24 protein-coding genes are annotated in these 24180 nt (G+C 39.6%); 13 read left to right on the top strand and 11 right to left on the bottom strand.

The features are described 5' to 3' along the window. The first annotated feature begins 58 nt into the window (after positions 1 to 58). Positions 59 to 2761, top strand: a complete 2703-nt coding sequence (locus PAARA_RS05390) for a TonB-dependent receptor domain-containing protein (protein ID WP_062568028.1) — start codon at positions 59 to 61, stop codon at positions 2759 to 2761. A gap of 284 nt (positions 2762 to 3045) precedes the next feature. Here the strand turns inward: PAARA_RS05390 and PAARA_RS05385 are convergent, their stop codons facing one another. After that, positions 3046 to 3453 (bottom strand): hypothetical protein, encoded by a 408-nt coding sequence (locus PAARA_RS05385; protein WP_062568027.1) that lies wholly within the window; start codon positions 3451 to 3453, stop codon positions 3046 to 3048. 327 nt (positions 3454 to 3780) lie between these two features. Between PAARA_RS05385 and asd the strand changes: the two genes are divergently transcribed. Then, positions 3781 to 4917, top strand: a complete 1137-nt coding sequence (gene asd / locus PAARA_RS05380; RefSeq protein WP_062568026.1) for an aspartate-semialdehyde dehydrogenase — start codon at positions 3781 to 3783, stop codon at positions 4915 to 4917. Positions 4918 to 4987: 70 nt separating this feature from the next. On the opposite strand, the gene fhuF is transcribed toward asd, so the two are convergent. The 6 genes from fhuF to PAARA_RS05350 all read right to left on the bottom strand — a co-directional run bounded on the left by fhuF (position 4988) and on the right by PAARA_RS05350 (position 13463). Then, positions 4988 to 5773, bottom strand: coding sequence for a siderophore-iron reductase FhuF (gene fhuF / locus PAARA_RS05375; protein ID WP_062568025.1), 786 nt, complete (start codon positions 5771 to 5773; stop codon positions 4988 to 4990). 122 nt (positions 5774 to 5895) lie between these two features. Further along, positions 5896 to 8043, bottom strand: a complete 2148-nt coding sequence (locus PAARA_RS05370; RefSeq protein WP_083515259.1) for a TonB-dependent siderophore receptor — start codon at positions 8041 to 8043, stop codon at positions 5896 to 5898. 45 nt (positions 8044 to 8088) lie between these two features. Further along, positions 8089 to 9951 carry an IucA/IucC family protein gene (locus PAARA_RS05365; protein ID WP_062568023.1) on the bottom strand — a complete coding sequence of 621 codons (1863 nt, stop codon included), beginning with the start codon at positions 9949 to 9951 and terminating at the stop codon, positions 8089 to 8091. Between the two features lie 2 nt (positions 9952 to 9953). After that, the gene (locus PAARA_RS05360) at positions 9954 to 10559 is read right to left on the bottom strand and encodes a GNAT family N-acetyltransferase (RefSeq protein ID WP_062568022.1); all 606 of its coding nucleotides are present in this window, start codon (positions 10557 to 10559) and stop codon (positions 9954 to 9956) included. Next, on the bottom strand, positions 10556 to 11893 hold the full coding sequence (locus PAARA_RS05355) for a lysine N(6)-hydroxylase/L-ornithine N(5)-oxygenase family protein (RefSeq protein ID WP_062568021.1): 1338 nt from the start codon (positions 11891 to 11893) through the stop codon (positions 10556 to 10558). The genes PAARA_RS05360 and PAARA_RS05355 overlap by 4 nt, the downstream gene beginning before the upstream one ends. A gap of 10 nt (positions 11894 to 11903) precedes the next feature. Further along, on the bottom strand, positions 11904 to 13463 hold the full coding sequence (locus PAARA_RS05350) for a pyridoxal phosphate-dependent decarboxylase family protein (RefSeq protein ID WP_062568020.1): 1560 nt from the start codon (positions 13461 to 13463) through the stop codon (positions 11904 to 11906). 313 nt (positions 13464 to 13776) lie between these two features. On the opposite strand from PAARA_RS05350, the gene PAARA_RS05345 reads away from it, so the two are divergent. Next, the gene (locus tag PAARA_RS05345) at positions 13777 to 14400 is read left to right on the top strand and encodes an FMN-binding negative transcriptional regulator (RefSeq protein ID WP_062568019.1); all 624 of its coding nucleotides are present in this window, start codon (positions 13777 to 13779) and stop codon (positions 14398 to 14400) included. 45 nt (positions 14401 to 14445) lie between these two features. Here the strand turns inward: PAARA_RS05345 and grxC are convergent, their stop codons facing one another. Further along, positions 14446 to 14685: a glutaredoxin 3 gene (gene grxC, locus PAARA_RS05340; protein ID WP_062568018.1), complete on the bottom strand. Its 240-nt coding sequence runs from the start codon at positions 14683 to 14685 to the stop codon at positions 14446 to 14448. Between the two features lie 81 nt (positions 14686 to 14766). Between grxC and PAARA_RS05335 the strand changes: the two genes are divergently transcribed. Continuing rightward, positions 14767 to 15684 (top strand): AraC family transcriptional regulator, encoded by a 918-nt coding sequence (locus PAARA_RS05335; protein ID WP_167346333.1) that lies wholly within the window; start codon positions 14767 to 14769, stop codon positions 15682 to 15684. 7 nt (positions 15685 to 15691) lie between these two features. Here PAARA_RS05335 and PAARA_RS05330 read toward each other — a convergent pair whose 3' ends face one another. Then, positions 15692 to 16159 (bottom strand): YHS domain-containing (seleno)protein, encoded by a 468-nt coding sequence (locus tag PAARA_RS05330; protein WP_062568016.1) that lies wholly within the window; start codon positions 16157 to 16159, stop codon positions 15692 to 15694. A gap of 401 nt (positions 16160 to 16560) precedes the next feature. On the opposite strand from PAARA_RS05330, the gene PAARA_RS05325 reads away from it, so the two are divergent. The 3 genes from PAARA_RS05325 to PAARA_RS05315 all read left to right on the top strand — a co-directional run bounded on the left by PAARA_RS05325 (position 16561) and on the right by PAARA_RS05315 (position 19791). Beyond that, positions 16561 to 18519 carry a methyl-accepting chemotaxis protein gene (locus tag PAARA_RS05325; RefSeq protein ID WP_062568015.1) on the top strand — a complete coding sequence of 653 codons (1959 nt, stop codon included), beginning with the start codon at positions 16561 to 16563 and terminating at the stop codon, positions 18517 to 18519. Positions 18520 to 18645: 126 nt separating this feature from the next. Further along, the gene (locus PAARA_RS05320; protein ID WP_062568014.1) at positions 18646 to 19080 is read left to right on the top strand and encodes a GNAT family N-acetyltransferase; all 435 of its coding nucleotides are present in this window, start codon (positions 18646 to 18648) and stop codon (positions 19078 to 19080) included. Between the two features lie 330 nt (positions 19081 to 19410). After that, on the top strand, positions 19411 to 19791 hold the full coding sequence (locus tag PAARA_RS05315) for a VOC family protein (protein ID WP_062568013.1): 381 nt from the start codon (positions 19411 to 19413) through the stop codon (positions 19789 to 19791). Positions 19792 to 19850: 59 nt separating this feature from the next. Here PAARA_RS05315 and PAARA_RS05310 read toward each other — a convergent pair whose 3' ends face one another. Further along, complete coding sequence (locus PAARA_RS05310) at positions 19851 to 20657, bottom strand: ion transporter (RefSeq protein WP_237115706.1); 807 nt, start codon at positions 20655 to 20657, stop codon at positions 19851 to 19853. An 88-nt stretch (positions 20658 to 20745) separates the two neighbouring features. On the opposite strand from PAARA_RS05310, the gene PAARA_RS05305 reads away from it, so the two are divergent. The 6 genes from PAARA_RS05305 to PAARA_RS05280 all read left to right on the top strand — a co-directional run bounded on the left by PAARA_RS05305 (position 20746) and on the right by PAARA_RS05280 (position 23229). After that, complete coding sequence (locus PAARA_RS05305) at positions 20746 to 20949, top strand: hypothetical protein (RefSeq protein WP_062568011.1); 204 nt, start codon at positions 20746 to 20748, stop codon at positions 20947 to 20949. Then, positions 20946 to 21224, top strand: coding sequence for a hypothetical protein (locus PAARA_RS05300; protein WP_062568010.1), 279 nt, complete (start codon positions 20946 to 20948; stop codon positions 21222 to 21224). The genes PAARA_RS05305 and PAARA_RS05300 overlap by 4 nt, the downstream gene beginning before the upstream one ends. Positions 21225 to 21372: 148 nt before the next feature. Continuing rightward, positions 21373 to 21567: a YwbE family protein gene (locus PAARA_RS05295; protein ID WP_062568181.1), complete on the top strand. Its 195-nt coding sequence runs from the start codon at positions 21373 to 21375 to the stop codon at positions 21565 to 21567. Continuing rightward, positions 21564 to 22082, top strand: coding sequence for a DUF4240 domain-containing protein (locus PAARA_RS05290; RefSeq protein WP_062568009.1), 519 nt, complete (start codon positions 21564 to 21566; stop codon positions 22080 to 22082). The genes PAARA_RS05295 and PAARA_RS05290 overlap by 4 nt, the downstream gene beginning before the upstream one ends. A 266-nt stretch (positions 22083 to 22348) precedes the next feature. Then, positions 22349 to 22765, top strand: a complete 417-nt coding sequence (locus PAARA_RS05285) for a DUF805 domain-containing protein (protein WP_209438167.1) — start codon at positions 22349 to 22351, stop codon at positions 22763 to 22765. A gap of 56 nt (positions 22766 to 22821) precedes the next feature. Then, a complete protein-coding gene (locus PAARA_RS05280; protein WP_062568007.1) occupies positions 22822 to 23229 on the top strand; it encodes a DoxX-like family protein in 408 nt (135 codons plus the stop codon). On the opposite strand, the gene PAARA_RS05275 is transcribed toward PAARA_RS05280, so the two are convergent. After that, positions 23207 to 24103, bottom strand: a complete 897-nt coding sequence (locus PAARA_RS05275) for a LysR family transcriptional regulator (RefSeq protein WP_062568006.1) — start codon at positions 24101 to 24103, stop codon at positions 23207 to 23209. The genes PAARA_RS05280 and PAARA_RS05275 overlap by 23 nt on opposite strands. Positions 24104 to 24180: the final 77 nt, after the last annotated feature.

Here is a 24180-nt window from a genome sequence, read left to right as displayed (position 1 = left end):
ATGCTTATTTCAAAGCAACTGGCGCCTGTTTTTTATCAAATTGATTAGGATGTAAATCATGTCAAAACAACATAGGCTGAGTAAACTTTCACTCGCAATTGGCCTGGGATTGTTTGTCCACACTAGTTATGTAAGTGCAGCTGAAGAACAACTCGAAAATAACGAAATTGAAGAAGTTGTTGCTGTGGGTACACGCCTTCAAGGTAGTGCTGCTGCGGTCGTTGAAGAACGAAAAAATCAAGCTTTTGTTGCGGATATACTCGGTGCTGAACAACTTTCAAGAACGGGCGATAGTGATGCCGCATCAGCACTTCGTCGTGTTACTGGCCTAACACTCGTAGATGGTAAGTTTATTTATGTGCGTGGTTTAGGTGAGCGTTATTCCAGTGCTCGGTTAAACGGTGCATATGTCCCAAGCCCTGATTTAACTCGTAACGTACTACCATTAGATATCTTCCCTGCGAGTATTATTGAAAGTATGGCTGTACAGAAGGCCTACTCACCAGATATGCCTGCTGCATTTGGTGGTGGTAACATAGATATTCGTACTAAATCTATTCCAACAGAGTTTACTGCGGGCGTTGAGCTTGGAGTAGGGTATAACACTTCAGCAGATGATGGGTATACCTATTCAGGTTCAGATAGTGGCATACCACAAGCGTTAAAAGATGCTATTGTGCGATACCATGGTAACTTCAGTGTCAGCAATATTGTTAACAGAGATCTATTAGTTGATAGTGAGCAAGGAACTCGTGCCGAGCAAGCGACAGCAATTAACAATCAATTACTAAAATCGTTGCCACGAAATTATGCGTTAGAAAAAGACTCTATTGATCCTGAATATGGTGTTAAAGCACATTTAGGTAATAGTTTTGAGGAGTCTTATTTCGGTGGGAAAATTGGTTTTTTACTCTCGGGGGCGTATGCCAATGAATGGGATTCTAGAACACAGTTCTCATCTGTTATTACACAAGACCAAGAAGATTTAGAAAACTGTTCAACGACATTGAAAACCGCTGATGATGTGGCTTCGTCTTGTTACAATACATTAAAAGACTCTACAGTTACTACTGAAAATGAGCGCTATAACTTAACGGGTAGTATTGGTTATTCGTATAAAACGCACAGTATTTCAGCACAGCATTTATACATTGTCGATAACGAAGATGAAACTGAAGTGTCAATTTCTCAAAGCCCAGCAGGCAGCTCTACATTTAGTATTGCAGGGAATGGCATTGCAAACCGTAATCATGAGTTTAACCTTGAACAAAGAGAGTTAAATGTTAGCCAATTTTTAGGCCAACATACTTTTCTTGATTACTGGGGGATTGGCTTTGATTGGCAATACACTCGTTCTGAAGCAACAACAGATATCCCAACTAATGCGGACTACAAATTCAGAGATCAATACGATAGTGAAGGAAACTACGCAGGTTCGACAATTACAGGTGATGACAACCGTGTAATCATGTCTTATACAGATATGGAAGAGCATGTGACGTCATATGGTGGCAACTTTAACCTGCCACTTAGTTTTGATGCTCTGGATATTGAATTTAAGCTTGGTTATGACTTCTCTGATAGAGCCCGTGTTTATAACACGTCAAGCTTTACCATTAATAACAGCTCAGGTTCGCCTATATCGATTAACGACGGTACAAATGATCCGCTTGCAAACAGTGGCTACTTATCTGACGAATTCATTGATAATAATGGCGTCTTAGTTGACTTTAATGAGCCAACAGCACCTGATGCCGATGATTATATCGCTGCACAAAAAATCGATGCAGGCTACGCCTCATTTGATGTTATTTATGAACAGTGGTTACGTATAAGTGGTGGTGTTCGTTATGAGCAGTTCCGACAAACATCGGTTGGTACGTCAAGTTTAATTTTTGATGGTGACGATCTGCAAAATATTTGGTCTCCAGAGAATATCGAAGATGGTACTATTATTGAAGATGATTGGTATCCTGCACTGTCATTAACTTACCTCGGTGGTGAAAATTATCAAATTCGTGCCGGTTATGGTGAAACGGTCGTACGTCCTGATTTTCGTGAAGTTGTACCTGTCACTTACTTTGACCCACTCACTGATATTCGTACTTTTGGGCGTGTAGGACTTAAAAGCAGCCCAATTAAGAACTATGACTTACGTTATGAATATTACGGTGAGGCGGGTAATTCATTTAGTGTGGCTGCATTCTATAAAGATATCCAAGCACCAATCGAAACTGTATTAAGAGTTGGTGATGATGACTACTCGGCTAGCTTTGTAAACGGCGAAACAGCAGAAGTATACGGTGTAGAAGCTGAGTGGTTACAAGATCTTACAATGGTAACTGAAGGTCTATTTACCAGCGGTAATATCACACTGAGTGACTCAGAAGCGACGATAGATCCTGCATTTGCTGGCAACTTAACGAATCCTAAAAAGCGTATGACAGGTCACTCACAATACGTTGTTAATATGCAGCTTAACTATGATTCGCCTGATGGTATTCATAGTGCTTCGCTAGTGTACAACGTATTTGGTGAGCGCATACTTGCTGCAGGCGTTGCAGGACGTGATGATGCTTATGAGCAACCCTTTAATTCATTGGACTTAGTTTATACTTGGTATCCTGATTTTAATTCTAAAGTTAAATTCAAAGTGCAAAACTTACTCAATGAGGATAAAGAAGTGACTCAGTCAGATATTATTGTGCGTTCTCGTGATGAAGGCACAGAGCTAAGTATCAGTTATTCTTACGAGTTTTAACTCACTCTGACCAAGGAAGGATATAATAATAAATCCTAACATTGATTTAGCCCTGCAATAGCAGGGCTTTTTTATTTTTGTCGAGGGATTTATGTAGCAACTATTTAAGCTAACTAGCAAAGTTAGCGACATCACTTTTGTAAAATCATTTTCAGGACAGTGATTCTATTATTGAGACGTTTTTAATAAGCTTAGGATTTAAAAGGCAGGTAAAAATTAGTGGCTAGATTGCTAATACAATTACAGGATAAGAACCCAGAAAGCACTGGGTTCTTTTCTAAATTCTAATTACCGCATTTTATGCTTGCATAGAGTGGGTAACACTGGTTTTTGCTCCCCGTGCTTTTTGAAACCCATGCGCTATCATACCAGTCGTATTCTGCATAAGAAGATTCATCTTCGCCACATTTTACGCTACTTCCTGTTACTTCCTCTTTATGGCCTTGCTCTTTGCAAAACTGGTTGCCAGATAATGAGCCTACGAAAAAGTTTCTATAACTGTTATTTACTCTAACTACTGGGTTTAGGTAAGTTGCAGTAGATAGGCTTATTGCAGAACCCGCCACTTGCTCGACACTGGTTGTAGAGCGTGTGAAAGATGTATTCGTCTCCACATCAATTTCGTTAACGTTTGCAGAGACTCCACAAGATAGCAAAGCCGCAATTAGACCAGAAAAGTATAGGTTTTTCATTTGTTTGATTCCTTTTTAAAATAAAAAATACACAGTACTTCCTACTACAAAGTGCGAAATGATTATGAATCTTGTTTATGGCATTTGTATTAATTGAATTAAGAAATTAGCTCAGTTTTTACGTCATAAGTGACTAGAGTTCGCTAGAACTAGAAAAAGTATGAGCAACAAATTGAGTATTTGAGGTGAGATTACTAAGCCAAGATGAAAAAATTTTATATTCTATGACTAGCACTAGTTTTGCTGGGGCCGCAATGCTAGATTACTTCTGTAAAAATTAAATTCTCACGCAATGGACTTTAATTTTTAACAGTTTAGGTAATTTGAATGAATCAAACAGTGGAACAAACAATGAAAAAAGTAGGATTAGTCGGTTGGCGGGGCATGGTTGGCTCTGTGTTATTAGAGCGTATGCAGCAAGAAAATGATTTTTCTAAGATCGACACGACTTTTTTCACCACCTCACAAACCGGTCAATTAGGCCCCGATATTGCGGGCCCTGCTAAGCCGCTTTTAGATGCGAATGATATTGCTGAGCTTGCGAAGATGGATATTATTGTGACTTGCCAAGGCGGTGACTATACCAAAGCCGTTTACCCGCAATTACGCGAATCAGGTTGGCAAGGTTACTGGATTGACGCTGCATCTGCACTGCGTATGAGTGACGATAGCATTATTGTTCTTGATCCAGTGAATAAAGACGTTATAGATCAAGGCTTAGAGCAGGGGGTTAAAACCTATGTTGGCGGCAACTGTACTGTATCGTTAATGTTGTTAGCGCTGGGTGGTTTATTTGAGCAAGACTTGATTGAATGGGTTAGCCCAATGACGTATCAAGCTGCTTCTGGTGCTGGTGCCCGCAACATGAAAGAGTTAATCGCACAAATGGGTGCAATTCACGAAACAGTGGCAGACAAGCTGGCTGATCCTAACGCGGCAATTCTTGAAATTGATAAACTAGTCACTGAAAAAATCGCCTCAAGTGATTTACCGCAAGACCAGTTTGGTGTGCCTTTAGCAGGTAGTCTTATCCCTTGGATTGATGTACCAATGCCAAGCGGTCAGAGTAAAGAAGAGTGGAAAGCACAAGTTGAAGCAAACAAGATTTTAGGTAGTAGCCAGCAACCTATCCCTGTTGATGGCTTATGTGTTCGCATTGGTGCAATGCGTTGTCACTCACAAGCAATGACGATTAAGCTACGCAAAGATATCAGCGTAGAAAAAGTGGAAGAGATTCTGGCTTCTCACAATGAATGGGTCAAAGTTATTCCAAACGACCGCGACATGACGGCTACAGACTTAACCCCTGTAAAAGTAACGGGCACCTTGTCTATTCCGGTAGGGCGTATTCGTAAATTGGCCATGGGCCCAGAATACATCAGTGCATTTACAGTGGGTGATCAACTTTTATGGGGTGCTGCTGAACCTCTTCGTCGTATGCTTCGCATAATTGTTGATGGCTAAATAAGGCTATGTTTGAGCAATAAAGCCTTGCTCAAACATTCTATTCTATAAAGGCTCTTTTACAGAGCCTTCATATCGCAGTTTTACAGATCTTGTGTTTATTCTTGTGCAATGGGCAAATAGTACACATTGGTGTGTTAGGTAATTTATGCCGTAAACAACACATAATACGCGGGTACTCACTATTTTTAAGTCTAATTTTACGCCATAAAGGGTGTGGCAAAGTAGCGCCTTTAGCGAGTAATAATGTGTCTTTACTAAATAACTGGTTTAGTAAATTAAGTTTACATTCCTGAGCCAACGACATTTCTGATAAATACCAATAAAAACAGTACGCAACATGACTATAAAATAACTTTTCTGACACCGGCGACAGGGTACTTAGTTGTTTTATGATAGGGTTTATCAGCTTAACAAGTAACCGCTCTAGTAATGTGATGGGTAACTCAGTCGGTCTTTGAACTTGATCTTCTCTAAGCACTAAATAGAAACATTCCACTCGCCCCGTTTGATGATAAGTCCAGTGCCAGTTTTTAAGGTTCATGGCAGCATGCAATACACTTGTTTGGCTTTTTAATGCGTACTCTAATAGTGGCGGAAGTAAAAAGCCGAAAAACCATTGGCTCCACATAGAATGTAATGCGCTAAGGTCGATTGATTCTTGTTGCTGTTGCTGATAGCTCTTAGAAAAAGTCATGAGCGATTCTGTATAATGTGGTTTTTTTAATCGTTGTGATAATGGTTGGCAGTTTTTGGGGAGAGGTTGATGTGGCTCAATAAGTTTAAAATGCTGGCTATAAAATGGAGCCTGTTGCTCCAGTAAAGAGTTTAGCTCAGTGGTATCGTGTAACGCCATGTATGTTTGTACTTTCATTGTGCTGGGGTGGAAACTTCTTCATAAAATTGCGGCTTTAAGTGTATTTTATGCCGCCTCATACCGAGGCGGCATAATAGCAATTCGCAATAATGTCGAGTTACTTAGAAACTATATTGAGCAGTGATGCTAAAGTTTCGTGGTGCGCCATATTGAAACTGGTTATAAAAGCCTAATTGGCTGTAATAACGTTTATCGAATGCGTTGTCTAAATTAGCGCGCAATGTTAGTTGATCGTTTACATTGTATCTTGCCATTAATCGAACAAGCCCATAACTTTGCTGGCTAACCTCCACTGAGCTTCTATCTGGCTTAGTAACATCTCTGCGGATCTCACTTTGCCAATTAACGCCAGCACCCAGTTGTAAGCCATTTACCCAGTTATCTAATTCATAAGTAGTGAAGAGCTTTACTTGATGTTTTGGGCTAGTGGTCGTTACTTTTTCACCATCAGGGTCTTCTGTTTCAAATTGACTATAACCAAAATAGACATTCCATTGTTCATTGATTGAACCATTGGCTTCAAATTCGAATCCCTGTGTTTTAGTGCCATCAATACCGCGGTATATAGGAACCGTTGTTCCTGGTAAGGTTTCTCCCGTTGCTTCGCCAACGTTATCTTGGCGGATCTCAAACACCGAAAGAGAGGTGTCTAACGCTTCTTCAAATAAGCTGGCTTTTATACCTGCTTCATAGTTTTTTCCTTTAACAGGATCGAGGTAACTGCCATCAGCTTGCACTCTACTTTGTGGTGTAAAAATATCTGTGTAGTTGGCATACAGTGATACATTTTGCCCAATCGCATAGGTGGCGCCGACATAGCTGGTAAATTCATTATCAACTTCGTAATCATGAATGGTGCCAAAATTGTCTTGGTCAGTTTCCCAATTATCAATACGCCCACCTATTACCATTGAAAGTGCGTCGGTTAACGCAATATCAGAGGCGAGGTATATTGCTTGTTGCTTTGTTTCCCCCCATGAGCCATACAGAACTTCATCGCTCCATGTAGGGGCCGGATATGTAAAATCTTTATCTCTAAAGTCACCTAAAGGTGGAGCCTCATCTAAAGAGCCATAATATGGATTGGCAAACTCTTGCTTCTGTTGATTTGCACCAATTAGAATTTGTTGTGAGCGGTCAAAGAGGGTAAAGCGGCCCGTTAATTTTAAGTCGAATGTATGTTGGGTTCGATTACCATCAATAAATGCTAATGAGCCAGGTATCATCCCTTCGTTGGTTATTGGGTCTGGGTGACCTGTAGCCCATAACACATCATATTCTAAATCGTTATCGCCATAAATGTAGCTTGCTTTGAGTTGCCAGTCATCACTAAAGTTATGTTCAATCGTGGCAAAGCTATTCAATGCTTTGGTTTTGGATGACGCCCAGCGTGGGGCTGTTGACGTATGGTGGCTGTAGTTAGTTCTATTGCCTTGGTTGTCGAATAACGGTAATCCGCCAGACATAGAGCCTTCAGGTTTGGTGTCTTGATAGTCAGCACCTAACGTCAGCAATGTATTACGACCTATATCTGCTTCGATAATACCGTATAGTGTTTGTCGTTGCTGCTCGTAACGATGCTGATAGCTTTCACGATCTTGATACGCTACGACCACTCGACCTCGAACACTTGCGTCTTGATTTAAGCCGCCCGATAAATCAACAATACCGCGTAACTGTTGCCAAGAACCTGTACTTAGGCTTACGCTTGCTTGAAATTCTTCTGTCGGACGCTTACGAACTAAATTAATCGCAGCAGACGGGCTACCCGCCCCGAGCATCAAACCTGTTGCACCACGAACAACTTCTATGCGCTGATAAATTGCGCTATCCATTAAGTTGTCACCATAGTTAAAACGTGTATCGTAGGTTGTTGCCACGCCGTCATACAAAATACTGCTTACGCCAATACCGCGGGCACTGATTGAGTAGCGGTCGTTGTCAGAAGGGCGGGTATTAATCCCTGTTACGCTGTTCATCACTTCAATAACTGAGTTTAGTTGTTGATCTTTTATCGCTTGCTCAGTCACGACTGTGGTTGATTGCGGTGTTTCTAGAAATGATAAATCTAAACCCGTTGCGGTACTCATTTGCTCAACTTTATAGCCTTGAGCATGGTTTTGTTCACCAACGACTGTGAGTACTTCCATATCGTGATGCTTTTTTTGCTCAGCCTGTAAAGAGTGGCTAAATATCGCTAAACAAGAAAGTGCGACAGGCGTGAGTGTAAAGTAGTTCGTCTTTTTCATTTTTATCCGTAGTCCTATTACGTCTATAAATAGTGAGGCCTATGCTTAGGCCATTGTTGTGTCATGTTGAAAGTCATGACGAGTGGCAAAATCATGCAGTGGATTTTTGATATCCCCAGCAAAACGGAGATTTTTCTCTCTATCTTCAAGGTCAATCATCTGCTGATTATTATTCAATTGAATGCGGTTTAAGCAGGTGCGCGTAAAGCGAGCCTTAAATAAGTTGTAACGTGTGTATTTTTCGGAAAATTGCGGGTTTTCATGCTGATACTGATAAACTTTATCAGCGACTAATTGCCAAAAATCATGTTCAGTTAAACAATTTTGCGCATCAAGCTGCGGTACGATAAAGCGGAAGATACAGTCGAAAATATCTAGCAGTATATAATTTAATTTCATGTCCTCTTCTAGGCTCACCGCTAAGTCAGCGACATGACCTGGTAAAGGTGAATTGCCGTTTAGAATTGCGACTTCTTCGCCAATATCTTTCATTAAAATAGTAACTGGTTGGTGTTCTTCTAAAACAAGGATTAGGTTTTCACCATGGGGCATAAACACTAAATCATACGCAAAGAACGCATGTAATAGAGGCTGTAAATAAAGATCCAGCAATTTGCTTATCCACTCAGTTGCTGTGAGTTGAGAGGTATTAATGAGTTCAACAAGCAAGCTCTTTTGTTGGCTGTCTTGATGTAGCAAGGCGGCCAATGTCAAAAGTTGTTGGTTTTCTTTAACTAACGGTTCTCCCTGATACGTTAAACTGAAAGGGCTTTCTCGCCAAAGTGCACTGAGCATTTTTTTATAAGGCGTGTCTTTTTCTAATGCTTGCTCGTAATATTTATGGTGATAACCAATTGCGACGGTTTCTCTTAAAACGACAAAGCGTTTTTTAGCAAAGTATGGGTCGCTGTTCACAAGCTCAGCAACAAAGGTGTTTATTTCGGGCGTTCGGCTCATGTAATAAGGAGATAACCCGCGCATAAAGCCCATGTTCAATATAGACAATGCGGTTTTGACGTAGCAACGCTTGTTGTTATCTAAGTTGAAGAATGTGCGAATCGACTGTTGTACCTGATAGTCATCTTCACTGTGACCAAGATAAACAAGTTGCTTACGAGCAAGATCAGCAGCAAAAATTCGGCTAATTTTTTCGCGCCATTGCCAAGGATGCACAGGCATAAAGTAATAGTCTTCAGCTTTTTTACCATGCTCAGCAATTATGTTGTTAAATGCTGCAACTTGCTGGCTGCCTAATTCACTTTCAATAAAATGCTCGTAATTAAGCTCTTTAATCATTGCTAGGCTTGTGTTTACCCGCGCAACAGCTAACCAGACTAATTTCATTGCTTGACCACTTTCAGGTGTAAAAGTGTGGCAGTCATCCATATCAAAGCCAATACGACCATTGTTAGCGACAAATACTGGGTGACCTTCGGTCATGGCCGCTTCAATTTGTTGATAATCGCAATGTACCAGCTCTGAAACGGGTTTATTTTGGTGAAGCAATTTAAATGCTTTACTGTATAACGTGCTGGTGATTTCCTCTAAATAAGTTGGTAAGAGGCTATCAGTAATACCTAAACGATCTTTTAGGGCAATAATGAGCGTTACTGCATCTAAATCTTGGTTAATGCCATCTAGTTTGCAGACAATTGATTCTGGCTGAATATGTAGGTGATCTAGTTGATAGTGGCGAGCACTAAAGTCATAACTTAAAAGCCCTTGGTTGCTTTCTAATAATAACTGAAATTGCTGCAATGTTTGTTTTCTATCTTCTTTTGCTGCAATAGGTTTTATTAGTTTTTCATGACTAAACTCACACAGTATTTTGGCGACTAAATGTTGATTAGCACCTTGCCATAAAGATTCAGATAAATGTTGAGGGAATGAATTTTTAATGATTTCCATAATTAGTCTCCTTGTGTTGTAGCTGCTTCAAAGCTTGCTAGATCAGCAAAACCTAGCCATGCATCTTTGTTTGTAAGGCGAACGATATGACTGCTCTGAATGCCTATTTTTTTATTTAGCTTATGTATTTTTTGATTGTTAATGTCAGGCTCAACAACTAATCGAGTAAAACCTAATTGAGATAAGATGAGTTTTGCTGTTGCTGTAATAGCACGCCGACTAAAACCACTTTGCGGGGTGATTACGGGGGCAAGTAAAAGGTGCATCCCACAATCACCAGATTGGTTTTCAAAATGTTTACCGATTTCGTCAAACTGCGGGTCATACAATTCAATAAAAAAAGCAGGAATCGCATCTTGATAAGCTATAAGTGCTAGTTTATGAGGTGCGGGAGCAAGTTCACTTTGGCGTTGCTCTGCATTCATATTTTGCATTCCCCAAAAGTGGGCATAATCTTGAGCCAGCCAGCTATTTAATAAGGGAAAGTGCTTCTGTGCTTGGTAAATGTAAAAACGAAAGTCATCAATAACAAAGGCGTCCGTGTTTATTATTGCTTGGCACTGGCTAGCGAAGCTTTTACTGACCTCTGCGTGGTTACAGTTGCTCACATAGCCTCCTGTGACATTGAAGCTGTTTTACTATGTGAGGGCGCAAAGCTCTCTGTTTTAGGAATGCCAAACTGTTGGAAGGCGATGCGTTCTTCAATGCTATAAGGCGCTTTACCTAATACTTGCTTTAATATGATGGCATTGCGATAACACACCATTCCGAGATCTGGCACTGTTAATCCATGGCTGTTAAGGCCTAGGTTTTGTGCAAAAATGCGACCCTGCTCATCAATGTTATAGTTACGTTTTACTTGTAACTCGCCGTTCTCATCGAAGTTTAATTTATGCCGTAATGGTTCAATGAAGGTGGGTAACTGATATTGATAGCCTGTCGCCATTACAAGTGCATTAGTGTTAAAGCTAAAATCTTGCTCTAGCTCGTTATGTAGGCATGAGAGGGCAAGTTTTTGGCCTTCTTGTTTAATGTTCGTTAATGAGGTATTCGTCAAAAGCTCGGCTGAGAAATCGCAATTCAGTTTCTTTTGATAGAGCAAATCGTAAATATCGTTAATGAGCTCTGAATTAATTCCTTTATAAAGCGACTTTTGCGAGTGGATAAGTTGTTGTCGCTTCGCACTTGGTAAATTATGAAAATAATCAATATACTCAGGCGATGTCATTTCCAGAGTAAGCTTGGTGTACTCTAAAGGAAAGAACCGCGGTGAACGCGTCAACCAGCGTAATTGATAACCAAATTTATCAATATCTAGCAGTAAATCATGGAAAATCTCTGCTGCACTCTGACCACTGCCAACAATAGTAATGTCAGACTTGCTTTGTAACATTGCTTTGTTATTAAGGTACTGTGAAGAGTGAGTTATGTGCTTATCTGTCGGGCAAAATTCAGGTAGCCAAGGTTGAGTACCGGTACCAAGCACTAAATGTTTACAATATAAATCTTGTACCTTGCCAGTTACTTTATCTTTGCCAGAGACTCGGTAACAGTCGAGCTGTTGCTCGTATTCGAGGTTTTCTACGTGAAAATTAAACTTGAGATTATTTAACTGGCGGCACACCCACTGGCAATACTGATTATATTCTTGTCGCGGTAAAAAAAAGTTTTCGCGAATATAAAACGAATACAATTTACCAGTCTGCTTGGCAAAATTTAAGTAACTGAACTGACTTGTTGGGTCTGCCATCGTCACTAAATCTGACATAAAAGGGGTTTGCAGACTCGCAGAGTCTAATAACATACCTGGATGCCAATCAAATTTAGGGCGACTGTCAACAAATAGCGTCTTCAAGTCTGAAAGTGGCGAAGAAAGCGCTGCTAAGCTTAAATTAAACGGGCCTACACCTATTCCGATTAAATCATAAATTTCTGGTTTCATTGTCTTTTCCTTAAGCTGTGCACAATTGTTTGCTTTTGCAGTCGATCACATATTGTTCGCCAATTTTGCAAATTTCATTCAATACCTCGTCTATGCTGTCTATCGATGCGTGAGGGTTCAATAAAGTGAATTTTAAATACTGAACATTGTTCACTTTTGTTGCTGCAATCATGGCACGGCTACTCTGAGCTAAGGCCCTGCGAATAGTGCGGTTGCATTCATCAAGCTGAGTTTGGCTCAAGGCGCTATCGTTAAATCGAAATACGAGTGTAGTGAGTGATGGAACTTGTGCAGCTTGTAACTGGCTATGACGCGTTAAGCGTTGGTATACCTGTTGTGTTTTTTCAAGCAAGGTATCGAACATGGCACCAATCGCGTCAGGCCCTTCTGTTCTTAAGCTTAACCAGAGCTTTAACGCATCGAATCGGCGCGTTGTTTGTAAGCTTTTATTTATTAAATCAGGAACGCCGGCTTGTGCTTGAGCCTTTGGATTGAGGTAATCGGCGTGATAAGTTAGAAAGCTCAATAACCGCTTGTCTTTAACCAATAGGGCAGAGCAGCATACTGGCTGGAAAAATGTTTTGTGAAAATCAATACTGACAGAGTCAGCTAAATCAATGCCTGACAATCGTTCATTATGATGTTGTGACACTAATAAAGCGCCGCCATAAGCAGCATCTACATGTAAATAACAGTTATGCTCTTTACATAAATGAGCAATGCTTGCTATCGGGTCGATTGCGCCAAAATCTGTTGTACCAGCCGTGGCGATTACCGCAATTGGTAATAAATGTGCTCTTTGGAGTTCATTTAATGTGTTTTCGAGGCTATGGGTATCAATACAGCGATTTTTATCACACGCAACACTGATAACAGCATCATGACCAAGACCCAATAATGCCGCTGCCTTTTGAATACTAAAATGGCTATATTCAGAACAAAGAATTCGATAACGATGTGCATTACTGCTTAAGCCAGAAGTAATATTTGTATGGCTGTGTGGTTCTAATTTGCCTGCCAACTCACGTGCAAGTAATAATGCCATTAAATTTGACTGGGTTCCGCCAGTAGTAAACACGCCGTCTGCGCCCTCATCGTAACCGATTCTTTGGCATGTCCAATCAATCACTTTTTGTTCTATAAGTGTTGCGCCTGCACTTTGATCCCATGTTTCAACAGCGGTGTTTATCGAAGAGCTAAACAACTCCGCCAGCAGCGATGTAAGCATAACTGGGCAATTTAAGTGAGCAAGGTAATCTTGATGATGGAAGTATATCGCGTGTTTTAAATAAAGGTGATCTAGCTCTTCGAGGACTTGATTTATGTCACTTAAAGGTGTGTTTAGATCAATGGCTGCAAATTCTTCTTGTAACTGTGCAGGTTGTACTCCACTGGTAGGAGAATTAACTTCTTTAATACGCTCGCTGAGGGTGCTTATACCCAATTGTATTAATTGTGCGTAATCCTCCATTGGTGAAACACCAAAAAGTGGGGCAGCAGTTTGTTTGGGTTTAGTTTGATAGTTAGAATCATTAATCCATTGATATTGCGGTGGTTTAAAATTTTCCATATGTATATCCTTTAACATTGATTAAGTAACCAAGAGACCAGAAGAGCTTTTTCTGTCTCTAATTAATTAAAATCCGCAACACCCTGTACCGATAAGTAGGAAGGTATCATGCATCAAACGCTAATGCAAACAATTATCATTTAGTTGCTTTACTCTAACTTAAAGGTGTTTTGATTTGTTAATTTTTCGAACTGGTTAAAGGACACGGCATCATTTGTGATTGAAGTAGCGGGTAAAGGCTAGTAGAAAATTCTTTATCAATTACAATGATAGATTCAAACAATCTGAGCAATTTTAATAATATGAGAAAAGCATGCACACACCCAACAAGTGGAAAATGACGCCAGAGCGAGTTTCACAATTTATAAAAACCTATAGCTTTGCGCTGATGATAGATAGTGAATTTGAAGCCACACATTTGCCATTGGTGTATAAACCCGATGAAGGTGAGTTTGGTACTTTATATGGTCATGTGTCACGGGCAAACAAGCATGGTAAAAGCTTACAAGATACGCATGTGTTAGTAGTTTTTAATGGTCCGCATAGCTATATATCACCCACTTGGTATGCTGAAAAGCCAGCTGTATCGACTTGGAATTACACTGCGGTTCATGCAAAAGGCAAGGTTGAATACCTTGATGACGACAATACCTTGGTTTGCTTAGATGAGTTAATTAGCCAATACGAGCCGAGTATTTTAAACGACACAAGTTTGCTGCCAGGTGACTATCAAGCGAAGCTACTACGCGGGATTATTGGTATTAAAATCAAACTTGACTCAATTCAGGCAAAAGAAAAGTTAGGCCAGCATAAATCAATAGCTGATCAACTAGGTGTTGTAGCAGGGTTAAAAAAAGATAAGCATCCTGATGCGCAAAGCCTATTATCATATATGTTGAAAACTGAAGTTGGTATAGGAAAAGATATCAATAGCTAACTTTTACTTGTTATAGGCGTATCTTTTCCTATTGCTAAAGCTAATCTAGCTATGGCTTAGTTGTTTAACATAGTGCTGAAAATCATCAAAGCCACCAATATGTTCATCATTAATAAATATTTGTGGGACAGTTCTACGACCACTCAGTGAAACCATTTCTTGAAAAAGTCGGTCGTTATCTGAGATTTCTATTGCTGTGTATTGCCAGCCTAACTTTTTAAACAGTTGCTTTGCCGCTCGACAGTATGGGCAATAGTCTTTGTGGTACATTTTGATCTTAGCCATGAGTTAGTCCTAAGTGATTTAACCGATGTGGCTAGTTTAAGCTGTGTTAATTTTTTCTCTATGTTGCATGTAGCTAAAATTATGTCTGAAAGTCCAAATATTTATTTAAATGATCCTGATCCACTTAGTGTGTTACTTGAACGAATGTCCTTGAGGGCTGAAGTGTACGTTAATGGCGATTTTTGTGGCTCGTGGGCTGTTGATACATCGGGCTCTCGCCGGATTCCATTTCATTTAATTGGTAAAGGGCAAGCATGGCTGCATTTTGAGAGTGAAACTATTGTATTGAATGAAAGAGATCTTGTTGTTTTTCCAAGAGATCATCAACACATAATATCGAGCTCACCGATTAAACCAGCAAAAAAATTAGTCAATCAGCCTGCGAAGGGGGCGGGTGAAACAACGAATATGGTTTGTGGTTTTTTTCAGTTTAATCACACCCTAGTTAATCCACTTTTAGATGCTTTACCTGAGTTTTTACACATTCCCGCTACAAGTTCATCGTGTAATTCAAGAATAATGCAATTAATTGATATGATGATTGTGGAGTTACAGCAAAGGCGCACAGGCTGCTATACCATAGTCGATCAACTCGCTAATTTGGTGTTTATAGAAATACTCAGAGAGCAAGTTGAAGCTGGCAAGTTAAATAATGGTATGTTGGTGGCGTTGTTTGATAATCGTATAGGTAAAGCACTTAATGCAATTCATCAACAACCAGAATATGCTTGGAATTTAGCGTCACTTGCCAGTAAAGCTTCAATGAGTCGTTCTAATTTTGCAGATAAGTTCACAAAGCTAGTTGGCTTAAGTCCGATGAAATATTTGCTTAAATGGCGTTTAATAGAAGCCCGTAACTTGCTGATTTGTAGTGATATTAGTATTGCAGAAATTGCGCAATTAAGTGGTTACGAGACAGAAGCCGCTTTTAGAAAAGCGTTTAAACAGCACCAAGGTGAAGCCCCTGGTGCTGTTAGAAGTGCGATGGTTGGTCACTAACTATAAATTACAGGTCATCAGCACTTACATTTTCAACATCTGGCCAATGGTCATTTGCTTCTTTAATGTGTTTAGGAATGTTTTCAGCCCATGCTTTATACACATCCATATTTTTATTTACATAGAGTTTTCCATCTTTGATTTCAAATGCTTTGCCATCAATATCAAACTTTTTACCGAAGGTTACGCCATAAGCACAAAAACCACCGTATTGAGGTGCGTATTTCTCTGGGTTTGAATTAAACATATCTCTATTTTTAGCAGACTGAAAACGGTAAATCGCATCATTGTATACCGCTGTATATTTAGCATTCCCTAACACAGGTTTATTTTGCTTAAAATATGCGATGACATCATGACCCGCTAAAATGACCCCATTTTCATCTGTTTCGGTGTCATTTCCAGCGTAAGATAAAGACGATAAACTCAAAAGAGCGACAGCAGCGATCCCTTTAAATGCGTGGTAAAGTTTCATAGTTATTCTCCAATTATGTTTAACTTAGGAAACATAGTAGTGGACAATCAACGAACTAAATATATCTGGCATTACTGAATATATGTCCAAAAGTCCTGATTACAATTTGAGGAGAAATGAATTCGTTTTACAGCCAAAATAGAATAGGCAGCACATTAGCATCCTGCAAATGCTGCCAATATTGGTTGGATGGCACTCAACATGATTGTTAAAAGTATGTTAAATGCTATAGGTAAACTTAGTACAGTTCATTTCTGTGTCAACTAACTGTCATACTCAAGTTCTTCAGTCTTTACTCTACTCATTCAGTACCCTTCATTTTATTGAAATCTAAATCTAATAACTTGCTGAATATAAAGATACTCACTATATTCTTGTGAGTCATACATTGGGTTTGAATCATGAATATCTCTAAGAAGTTAAAGCTGTCATTTGCATCCGCAATAGTTTTACCATTAATAATTATCGCTGTTTTAGTCATCACACAAACAAGGCAACAGGCATTAGATGGTTTTGCCCAATTAAGTGAACGAGAAGCAAAGCAAGTAGATAATGGTATTAATATGTTTTTTTCAGAGATTGAAAAAAATGTAGATTATTTAGCTTCGCATCCCGCGATTTTAGAAGCTAAACAAGACGTTAAAACACATATGCAATCGCCCAATGCAGTTAAGCTTGCGCATATGTCTGGCAGTAACACAGAGCAAGCTGCTTATACGTTATTTGATCACTTTGGTGATACGCATCCAGGCCTTGCCTATATTTACATGGGGAATGAGCAAGGTGGATATATTCAATGGCCAGAAGGCGAAGTAACCGCTAATTATGATCCTAGAAAACGGCCATGGTACGAAGCTGCAAAAGCCGCTGATGGAAGCACAGTAAGAACGAATGCTTATTATTGGGCCGCTGATGATATGGTGATTGTATCAACAGTGAAAGCGATTAAACAAAATAGTCAGCTTATTGGTGTTCAGGGCATGGACGTATCTCTGCAAGGCCTTACAGATATTATAGCTAATATTAAATTAGGTGAAACCGGTTATCTAATGCTTATTGAAGACAGTGGTAACGTCTTGGTTGATGTTAAACATGCTGATTATCGCTTTAAGCAATTGGCAGAGGTTAACGAAGGTAAATATAAACAGTTAGCGAATAATAACACTGGCCAATTTGAAATTAATCTTGAAGGCACTGATTATGTGGCGAATATTTATACGTCTCAAAAGCTTGGCTGGAAATTCATTGGCTTAGTTGAAAAGTCTGAAGTGATGAGCGCTGCTAACACGATGACAATTACCATTGTGATCATTAGTGCAATTTTAATTGCCGTGTTTATTTTGTTAGCCAGCTATATTTCAAAACTCATTTCTGCACCTATTGTCGAAGTGAGTGATGGGTTGACAGAAATATCACAAGGCGGCGGAGATTTAACCAAGCGGTTAATTATTAAAACGCGTGATGAAACTGGGAAGCTGGCCAATAGCTTCAATTTATTTTTGAGTTTGATTTCAGAGTTAGTCACACAAATAAATGAATGTGCGCATAATGTAAGCGATACGTCAGCGCAAACATCAACACAAGCAGGACAATTATCGGGTTCTACTTCACAGCAGCAACAAGCTTTAGAAATGGCCGCAACGGCTATTAATGAAATGGCGGCTACCGCTAATGAAGTCTCAGCAAGTTGTGCAAATGCTGCGGAGCTTGCAACACAAACACAGCATGCCTCAGAGCTTGGTCAAAGTGTGATTTCAGAGACGGTAGAGAGTGTAGTATCGTTGTCTGAGGTAATAACCAAAGCCACTCAAGATATTAATCAGCTTGACGCTGAAAATGAAAATATCATGTCAATATTGAGTGTAATAAGAGGCATTGCAGAGCAAACTAATTTGCTTGCATTGAATGCTGCTATTGAAGCTGCCAGAGCGGGGGAACATGGTCGCGGTTTTGCGGTAGTCGCTGATGAAGTACGTGCTTTGTCACAAAGAACCTCAGAGTCGACAGAAGAAATAGCAAGCCAGTTAGACACCTTACGGAAAATGTCTGATCAAGTGTCAAAAGAAATGACAACCAGTTTAAACCGCACAAATAAAACAGTTGAGTTAGCCCATTCCGCACAACATCAATTTAGCGAAATAACCGCATCAATCGTCAATATCAGTGATTTAAATACCCAAATTGCGACGGCAGCAGAAGAGCAGCAACATGTAGCTGAAGATATTAATCGTAATGTTATCGAAATTAAAAATGCGGCCGATGATGTGAGTGAGATTGCTCAAAATGCGCGTGATAATGGTGAGCGGCTGAATCAGTTATCACATTTACTTACTGATTTAGTGGGTAAGTTTAAGGTGTAAAATACTCATTTGTTTCAAAGACCTTCACATGCTTTAATGGAGTAATTAACTAAAACGACTAACGAATCCTTTTGTTATTTCATCTGAGAAGCATAAGGCTGGATAGCTCCTATAAAATGGCAAACAATGAAAATAGATAGTGCTAACGCTGAAGATTACCCAGAGCTACTTGATGTATGGGAAAATTCAGTCCGAGCAACACATGATTTTATAACAGAAGACGACATAGCCTTTTTTAAGCCGATCATCATTGAGCAAGCTTTTCCTCATGTTACTTTAAAGTGTATTAAGGATGAGCATAAGGCAATTTTGGGCTTCATTGGCGTACATGAATGCAAAATAGAAATGTTGTTCATTTTAGATGCAGCAAGAGGTAAAGGGGTTGGTAAAGCGCTTCTTAACTATGCGGTTGATCAATTAGCTGCCAACAAAGTTGATGTTAATGAGCAAAACCCACTTGCAGTTGGTTTTTACCAGCATATGGGGTTTAAAGTCGCCTCACGCTCGCCTTTAGATGATATGGGCAAACCATTTCCAATATTGCACATGGTACTCCGGTAGGAATTGCTTTAGTTGTGTACCGCGGTTATTCGGCGAAAAAACACCTCTTGCAAAGTTTTCCCTTGTTGCTCGCTAACTTTACTTTTAATGTGCTAAAAAGCACGACCTTCAAGCGCGCGAAACAAGTTTCACGCCTACGATGGGAACCAGTAGGAACGGCTTTAGCCGAGAAGTTCACATGTTCGGTGTTAAAGTGCATTCTACAAACTTTCCCCCAGTAACTCGCTAACTTTAACCCTTAACTCAATAATTTGTTACAGCTTATCTTTTGCTTAATTGGTTTACGCGATATGCTGATGAAAAGAATATTGCATTACATTGGAATAGCGAATGAACCTCAATCAGGTAACCTTACCAGTAACGGATATGAATGAAGCGGTGGCTTTTTACTTAACATTGGGAATGATTCAGATTGTAGATACCCCGCATTACGCACGCTTTCAATGTCCAGATGGTGATGCCACATTTTCGCTGTCATTAGAAACTGAAGATTATAGTAATTATGCGGTAATTTATTTTGAACATGAGCAGCTCGATAAGCTGTACGAGAGACTTGTTGAAAAGGGCATTAATTTTGAACAGCCACCAACCGCTCAGCGCTATTTGTGGACGGAAGCAATTTTAAAAGACCCATCAGGGAATAAAATTAAACTATATTGGGCCGGAGAAAACCGCTTAAACCCACCATGGAAAGTAGAAAAACGAGGGTAAAAAAGGCGCTAGGGTCTATGTCCTAGCGCCTAATATCTTAAAAGCTAATCCTTTAAACGTTACTGCTTTTCTTTCAGTAACTTTTTTAATTCAGCTACTTCAGCCTGTAATTGAGTTATTTGGCCTTTGGTTGCTGGCAAATCATCGTCGTTTATCTGCTCTTCTCGCGCGTTACGATGCTCTTCAGACATAACCTCTAAAATAGCTCCTACCATCATGTTTAAGAATACGAATGCAGTTAAGAAAATAAATGTTAGGTAGAAAATCCAGCTAAGTTCATACACGGCCATGGTTTCGTACATGACATCTGTCCAATCTTCGAATGTTGCTATACGGAACAAGGTGAGCATTGATATTGATACATCACCCCATAACACAGGGTTAATATCAGCAAACAGCATGCTTCCCATGGCGGCATAAATATAGAAGATTACGAACATCAGTAAGGCAATATAGCCCATTTGTGGAATCGCTTTTAAAAGCGAGTTAACCAGTAGCCTAAGTTCGGGGATCATGGATACAAGTCGTAAAACGCGGAAGATACGCAACAAGCGAGCAATAAAAATCGTTGAGCCTGCGGCAGGGTAAAGGCTACCTACCACTATGATAAAATCAAAGATATTCCAGCCTTTACTGAAGAAGTCTTTAAAGCCTCGGCTTGCAATAAAGCGGATCACAAGCTCAACAAGGAAAAACACGGTAATACCCATATCCATCCAATGGAGAGCTAACTCTACGGTTGGGTGAAGCGAATAAGTATGAGCCCCGACGGTTAATGCTGAAATAACAATAACGGCAATAACGAATGATTGAAAAACTTTGCTTTTATCGATACGCTGAAACAGCTCTTGTAACTGCGACAACATCATATATGACCCTTTGGTGATAGTATTTAAACCCACGCAATATACAATAAATCGCAGTACCAATGTATAACTGAAGAAAGGAAATTAAATGTTTTTAAACGCTTTAAAGTTTACTGGGATTGCATCAATGTTTCTTTTGTTAACAGGGTGTAGTTCAAATGCGCGTTTTCATGAACTCCAATCTGCACGCTTGACTGAATGCAATTATTTAGCTGATAAAGAATACCATGCGTGTGTAAAGCGCCAGCAAGATAGCTACGAAAACTTTAAAAAGCAAAAGTCAGAACAATGACCAAAACTGAAAAACGCCTCGATAAAGCTATTCGGGCAGCGCTAACGACGGCATGTGAAAACCTAAAAGACATAAGCGACAACTTTTTATGGTTAACTCACACCGCTGATTTAAAGAGACTGCCAGCATCAATGAAAGTAAGTTGTTATTTTGCCGAGCAAATTCCTCTATCAAATTCACCGCTGGCAGAGCAAATTAATCAAGTGATTACAAAAGAGCTGAAAGAGATAGGAGTAGTGATATCAGCAAAAGCTATTCTGTTTTTTAAGGATTAAATATGCCGTTTACTTTTACCTTGCAATAGGCACAGCTTTGACTAACACCACGTCAAGCGGATGAAAACATACACATCAAATGAGTTTAGCATTGGTAACACAGTCGCAAATAGCTATAATCGGCAAAAATACTGTAAGAGAGTTTATTATGGCTGTACCAACACGCTCACAAATAACCGTAGGCTGTGAAGTTAATATTGTTTTAAAACAAGACCAGCGCACAGGCCATTTAACGCAAGGTGTTGTTTCGCGTATTTTAACTAAGTCACCAAACCATCCTCATGGCATTAAAGTACAACTTGATGACGGTCAAGTCGGTCGTGTTAAAGAGATCTTATCATGAGTGTTCTAACCGAAAGTGAATTTTGGGAATTAGTGACCGCAGAAGATAAAACGGCAGAGCCAGAATCGGTGTGTAATACTCTAAGAGAAAAGCTAACACATCTATCCGATGAGCAACTTATGGAGTTTGACAAGCAGTTTAGTTTGCGTATGCGCAAAGCTTACACTTGGGACTTATTTGGTGCTGCGTTTGTAATGGCTGGTTGTAACGATGATTATGGATTTTCAGAGTTTTTATGTTGGCTCATATCTCGCGGTGAAGGCGCATTTTTAAAAGCCTTAGAGAACCCAGACTCCGTTGCTGACTGCACACCCGTTTATCATTTGAATGAACAACCTTATCCTTATTTAGATGAGTATGATTTAATCGCCGGTATGCTGTTTGAAGAGCGTAATGACGATGAGCTACCATTTATTCCATCTGGGCTTGAACAGCCAAAGGGCAAGCGTTTTAAAGACAAGCCGAAATTTTTAAAACAGGCATATCCTCGCCTGTTTGCTAAATATTGGCAGTAGCAACCACTCGAATGGCTTTTTGTGGTTTAAAGAGATATCGAGAGCTAAAGTTTATTTATTTTAGTTAGTTAAAAAGTATTAAATTTAATTGTATTATTAATTTTTAGTTCCTTAAATAGTATTATTTATGGTACTTTTGTTCATGTTGGATTCAGCAATAGTTTCAGCTGGATCTAATAAAGTGCAAAAATTATTTTTGATTAATCAGTAAGCTGCACGGAGTGGTAGCCTTGCTAAAACCGAAGTAAACTCAAAAGGAAATGACAGTGTCAGAAAACGTTTATCAAGCTCCTGAATCAGATGTTGCTAATATTTCAACAGAGACAACAACCATGAGTCGTAAGGATATCTTATTCTCTTTCCAAGGTAGAATTCCACGTAAAACTTATTGGTTATCAGTATTAGGATTAATGCTAATTAGTGTTTTAGCTATGCTTGTGTTAAGTGGTATTGGCGCAATGATCTCACAAAATGCGGCCATTTTCCTTCCACTTTTAATTTACATTCCACTAATTTGGTCATCGCTTGCTATTCAAGTTAAACGTTGGCACGACCGCAACAAGTCAGGTTGGTGGGTACTAATTGGTTTAGTACCAGTGATTGGTGGTATTTGGGTACTGATTGAAAATGGCTTTTTAGCGGGTGATGAAGCAGAAAACCGTTTTGGTAAGCCAACGGTTTAAGCCGTATTCATTGTGTGCTCTGTCTGAGCACACAATGACTCTGCACATAATCTTTGATGAAATACTTCACTAACATTCAAATCGCTCGATTTATTATCAGCTTTAGTTGGCTTTATCATGGGCTGATACCAAAACTTATTCACATTGCTCCCCTTGAACTAAAAATGACAGCCAGTTTTGGTTTTAATGCTGAAATTTCAACACTTATTACCAGGGCCGCTGGGGCTGGTGAAATGATTTTTGCCGTGCTGTTTTTTATTTTCTATCGTTCAATCTTACTCAATATTCTCAATATAGCTGCTTTAGTTGGGCTAATGCTGTTTGTTGCTGTTTTACAGCCCACACTTTTAATCGAAGCGTTTAATCCTGTGACTACAAACCTTGCCATAATCGCGTTTAGCCTTGTGCTTATAAATGAGCAAAGAGCTTTAAACCAAAAAACTAAACCGCGTAACAACGCTTAATTTCGTCAATCATGGCGTTTGCTAGCGGCGAATTGGCATTTGTTTTTGAGGTGATCAATACCACAGGAATATCGTAGTGATATTTACTCGGTTGAATAGCTTTGAAAATACCTTTATCAACCCAGAACTGTGCGTAGTGGTCGGGTAAATAACCAATAAACTCACCCGATAAAATTAAATGTGCAATACCTTCATCGTGATACGCAACCGCACTGTTTTGATAGTTTAAACCGTCGTTTCGGCTTTCTTTATCGCGCATGTAGTTACTGGTAATTACCTCAGCTTCTTTGAGCAGCTCATTTATTTGTTTGTCTTCACACTCAAATAAGGGGTGACCGACTGCGCAATACAAAAAGTTAGTTTCGTTATGCAGGGCGGTATAGTCTAAGCCGCGAATATGATGGCGGCTAACCCCAATACCCACTAATGAACGGCCATTGGCTACTGCGGTTTCTACCTCTCGTGCTTCACACACATTAATATCAAACTGAATGTTTTTACCCTTGCCTTTTAATCTTGCAATAGCACTTGGGATGGCACAGCGTGGGTCGCTGACCATGGTATCTATCATGGCAATACTTAAACGCCCCGATAACTCGTTTTTAGAGCTTGCTACAGTATTAGCAAACGCTTCGCATTGCTGAAGCAGTTCAATCGATGCTTGATAGGTAATAGCGCCAGCGTCTGTAATTTCAAAACCACTGCGGCCACGTTTACATAATTTTATACCAAGCCTTACTTCTAAGTCTGATAAATGCGCACTGATGGTTGAGCGGCCAATATTCAAACGTGACTCTGCGGCTGAAAGCCCGCCACACTCAACAATTGCTACAAAAACGCGCAATAAGCGCAGGTCTACATCATGAACTTGCATAGCACTTCTTTTAGTTCGATAAATCTGGAATGAATAACGATAATTATGCATTTGTAAAACAACGAGGGCAAGCTAGA

This window comes from Pseudoalteromonas arabiensis (assembly GCF_001550155.1).
GTDB classification, from domain to species: Bacteria; Pseudomonadota; Gammaproteobacteria; order Enterobacterales; family Alteromonadaceae; genus Pseudoalteromonas; species Pseudoalteromonas arabiensis.
Note: the sequence above shows the minus strand (reverse complement) of the source record. Positions and strands in the feature narration are given on the sequence as shown.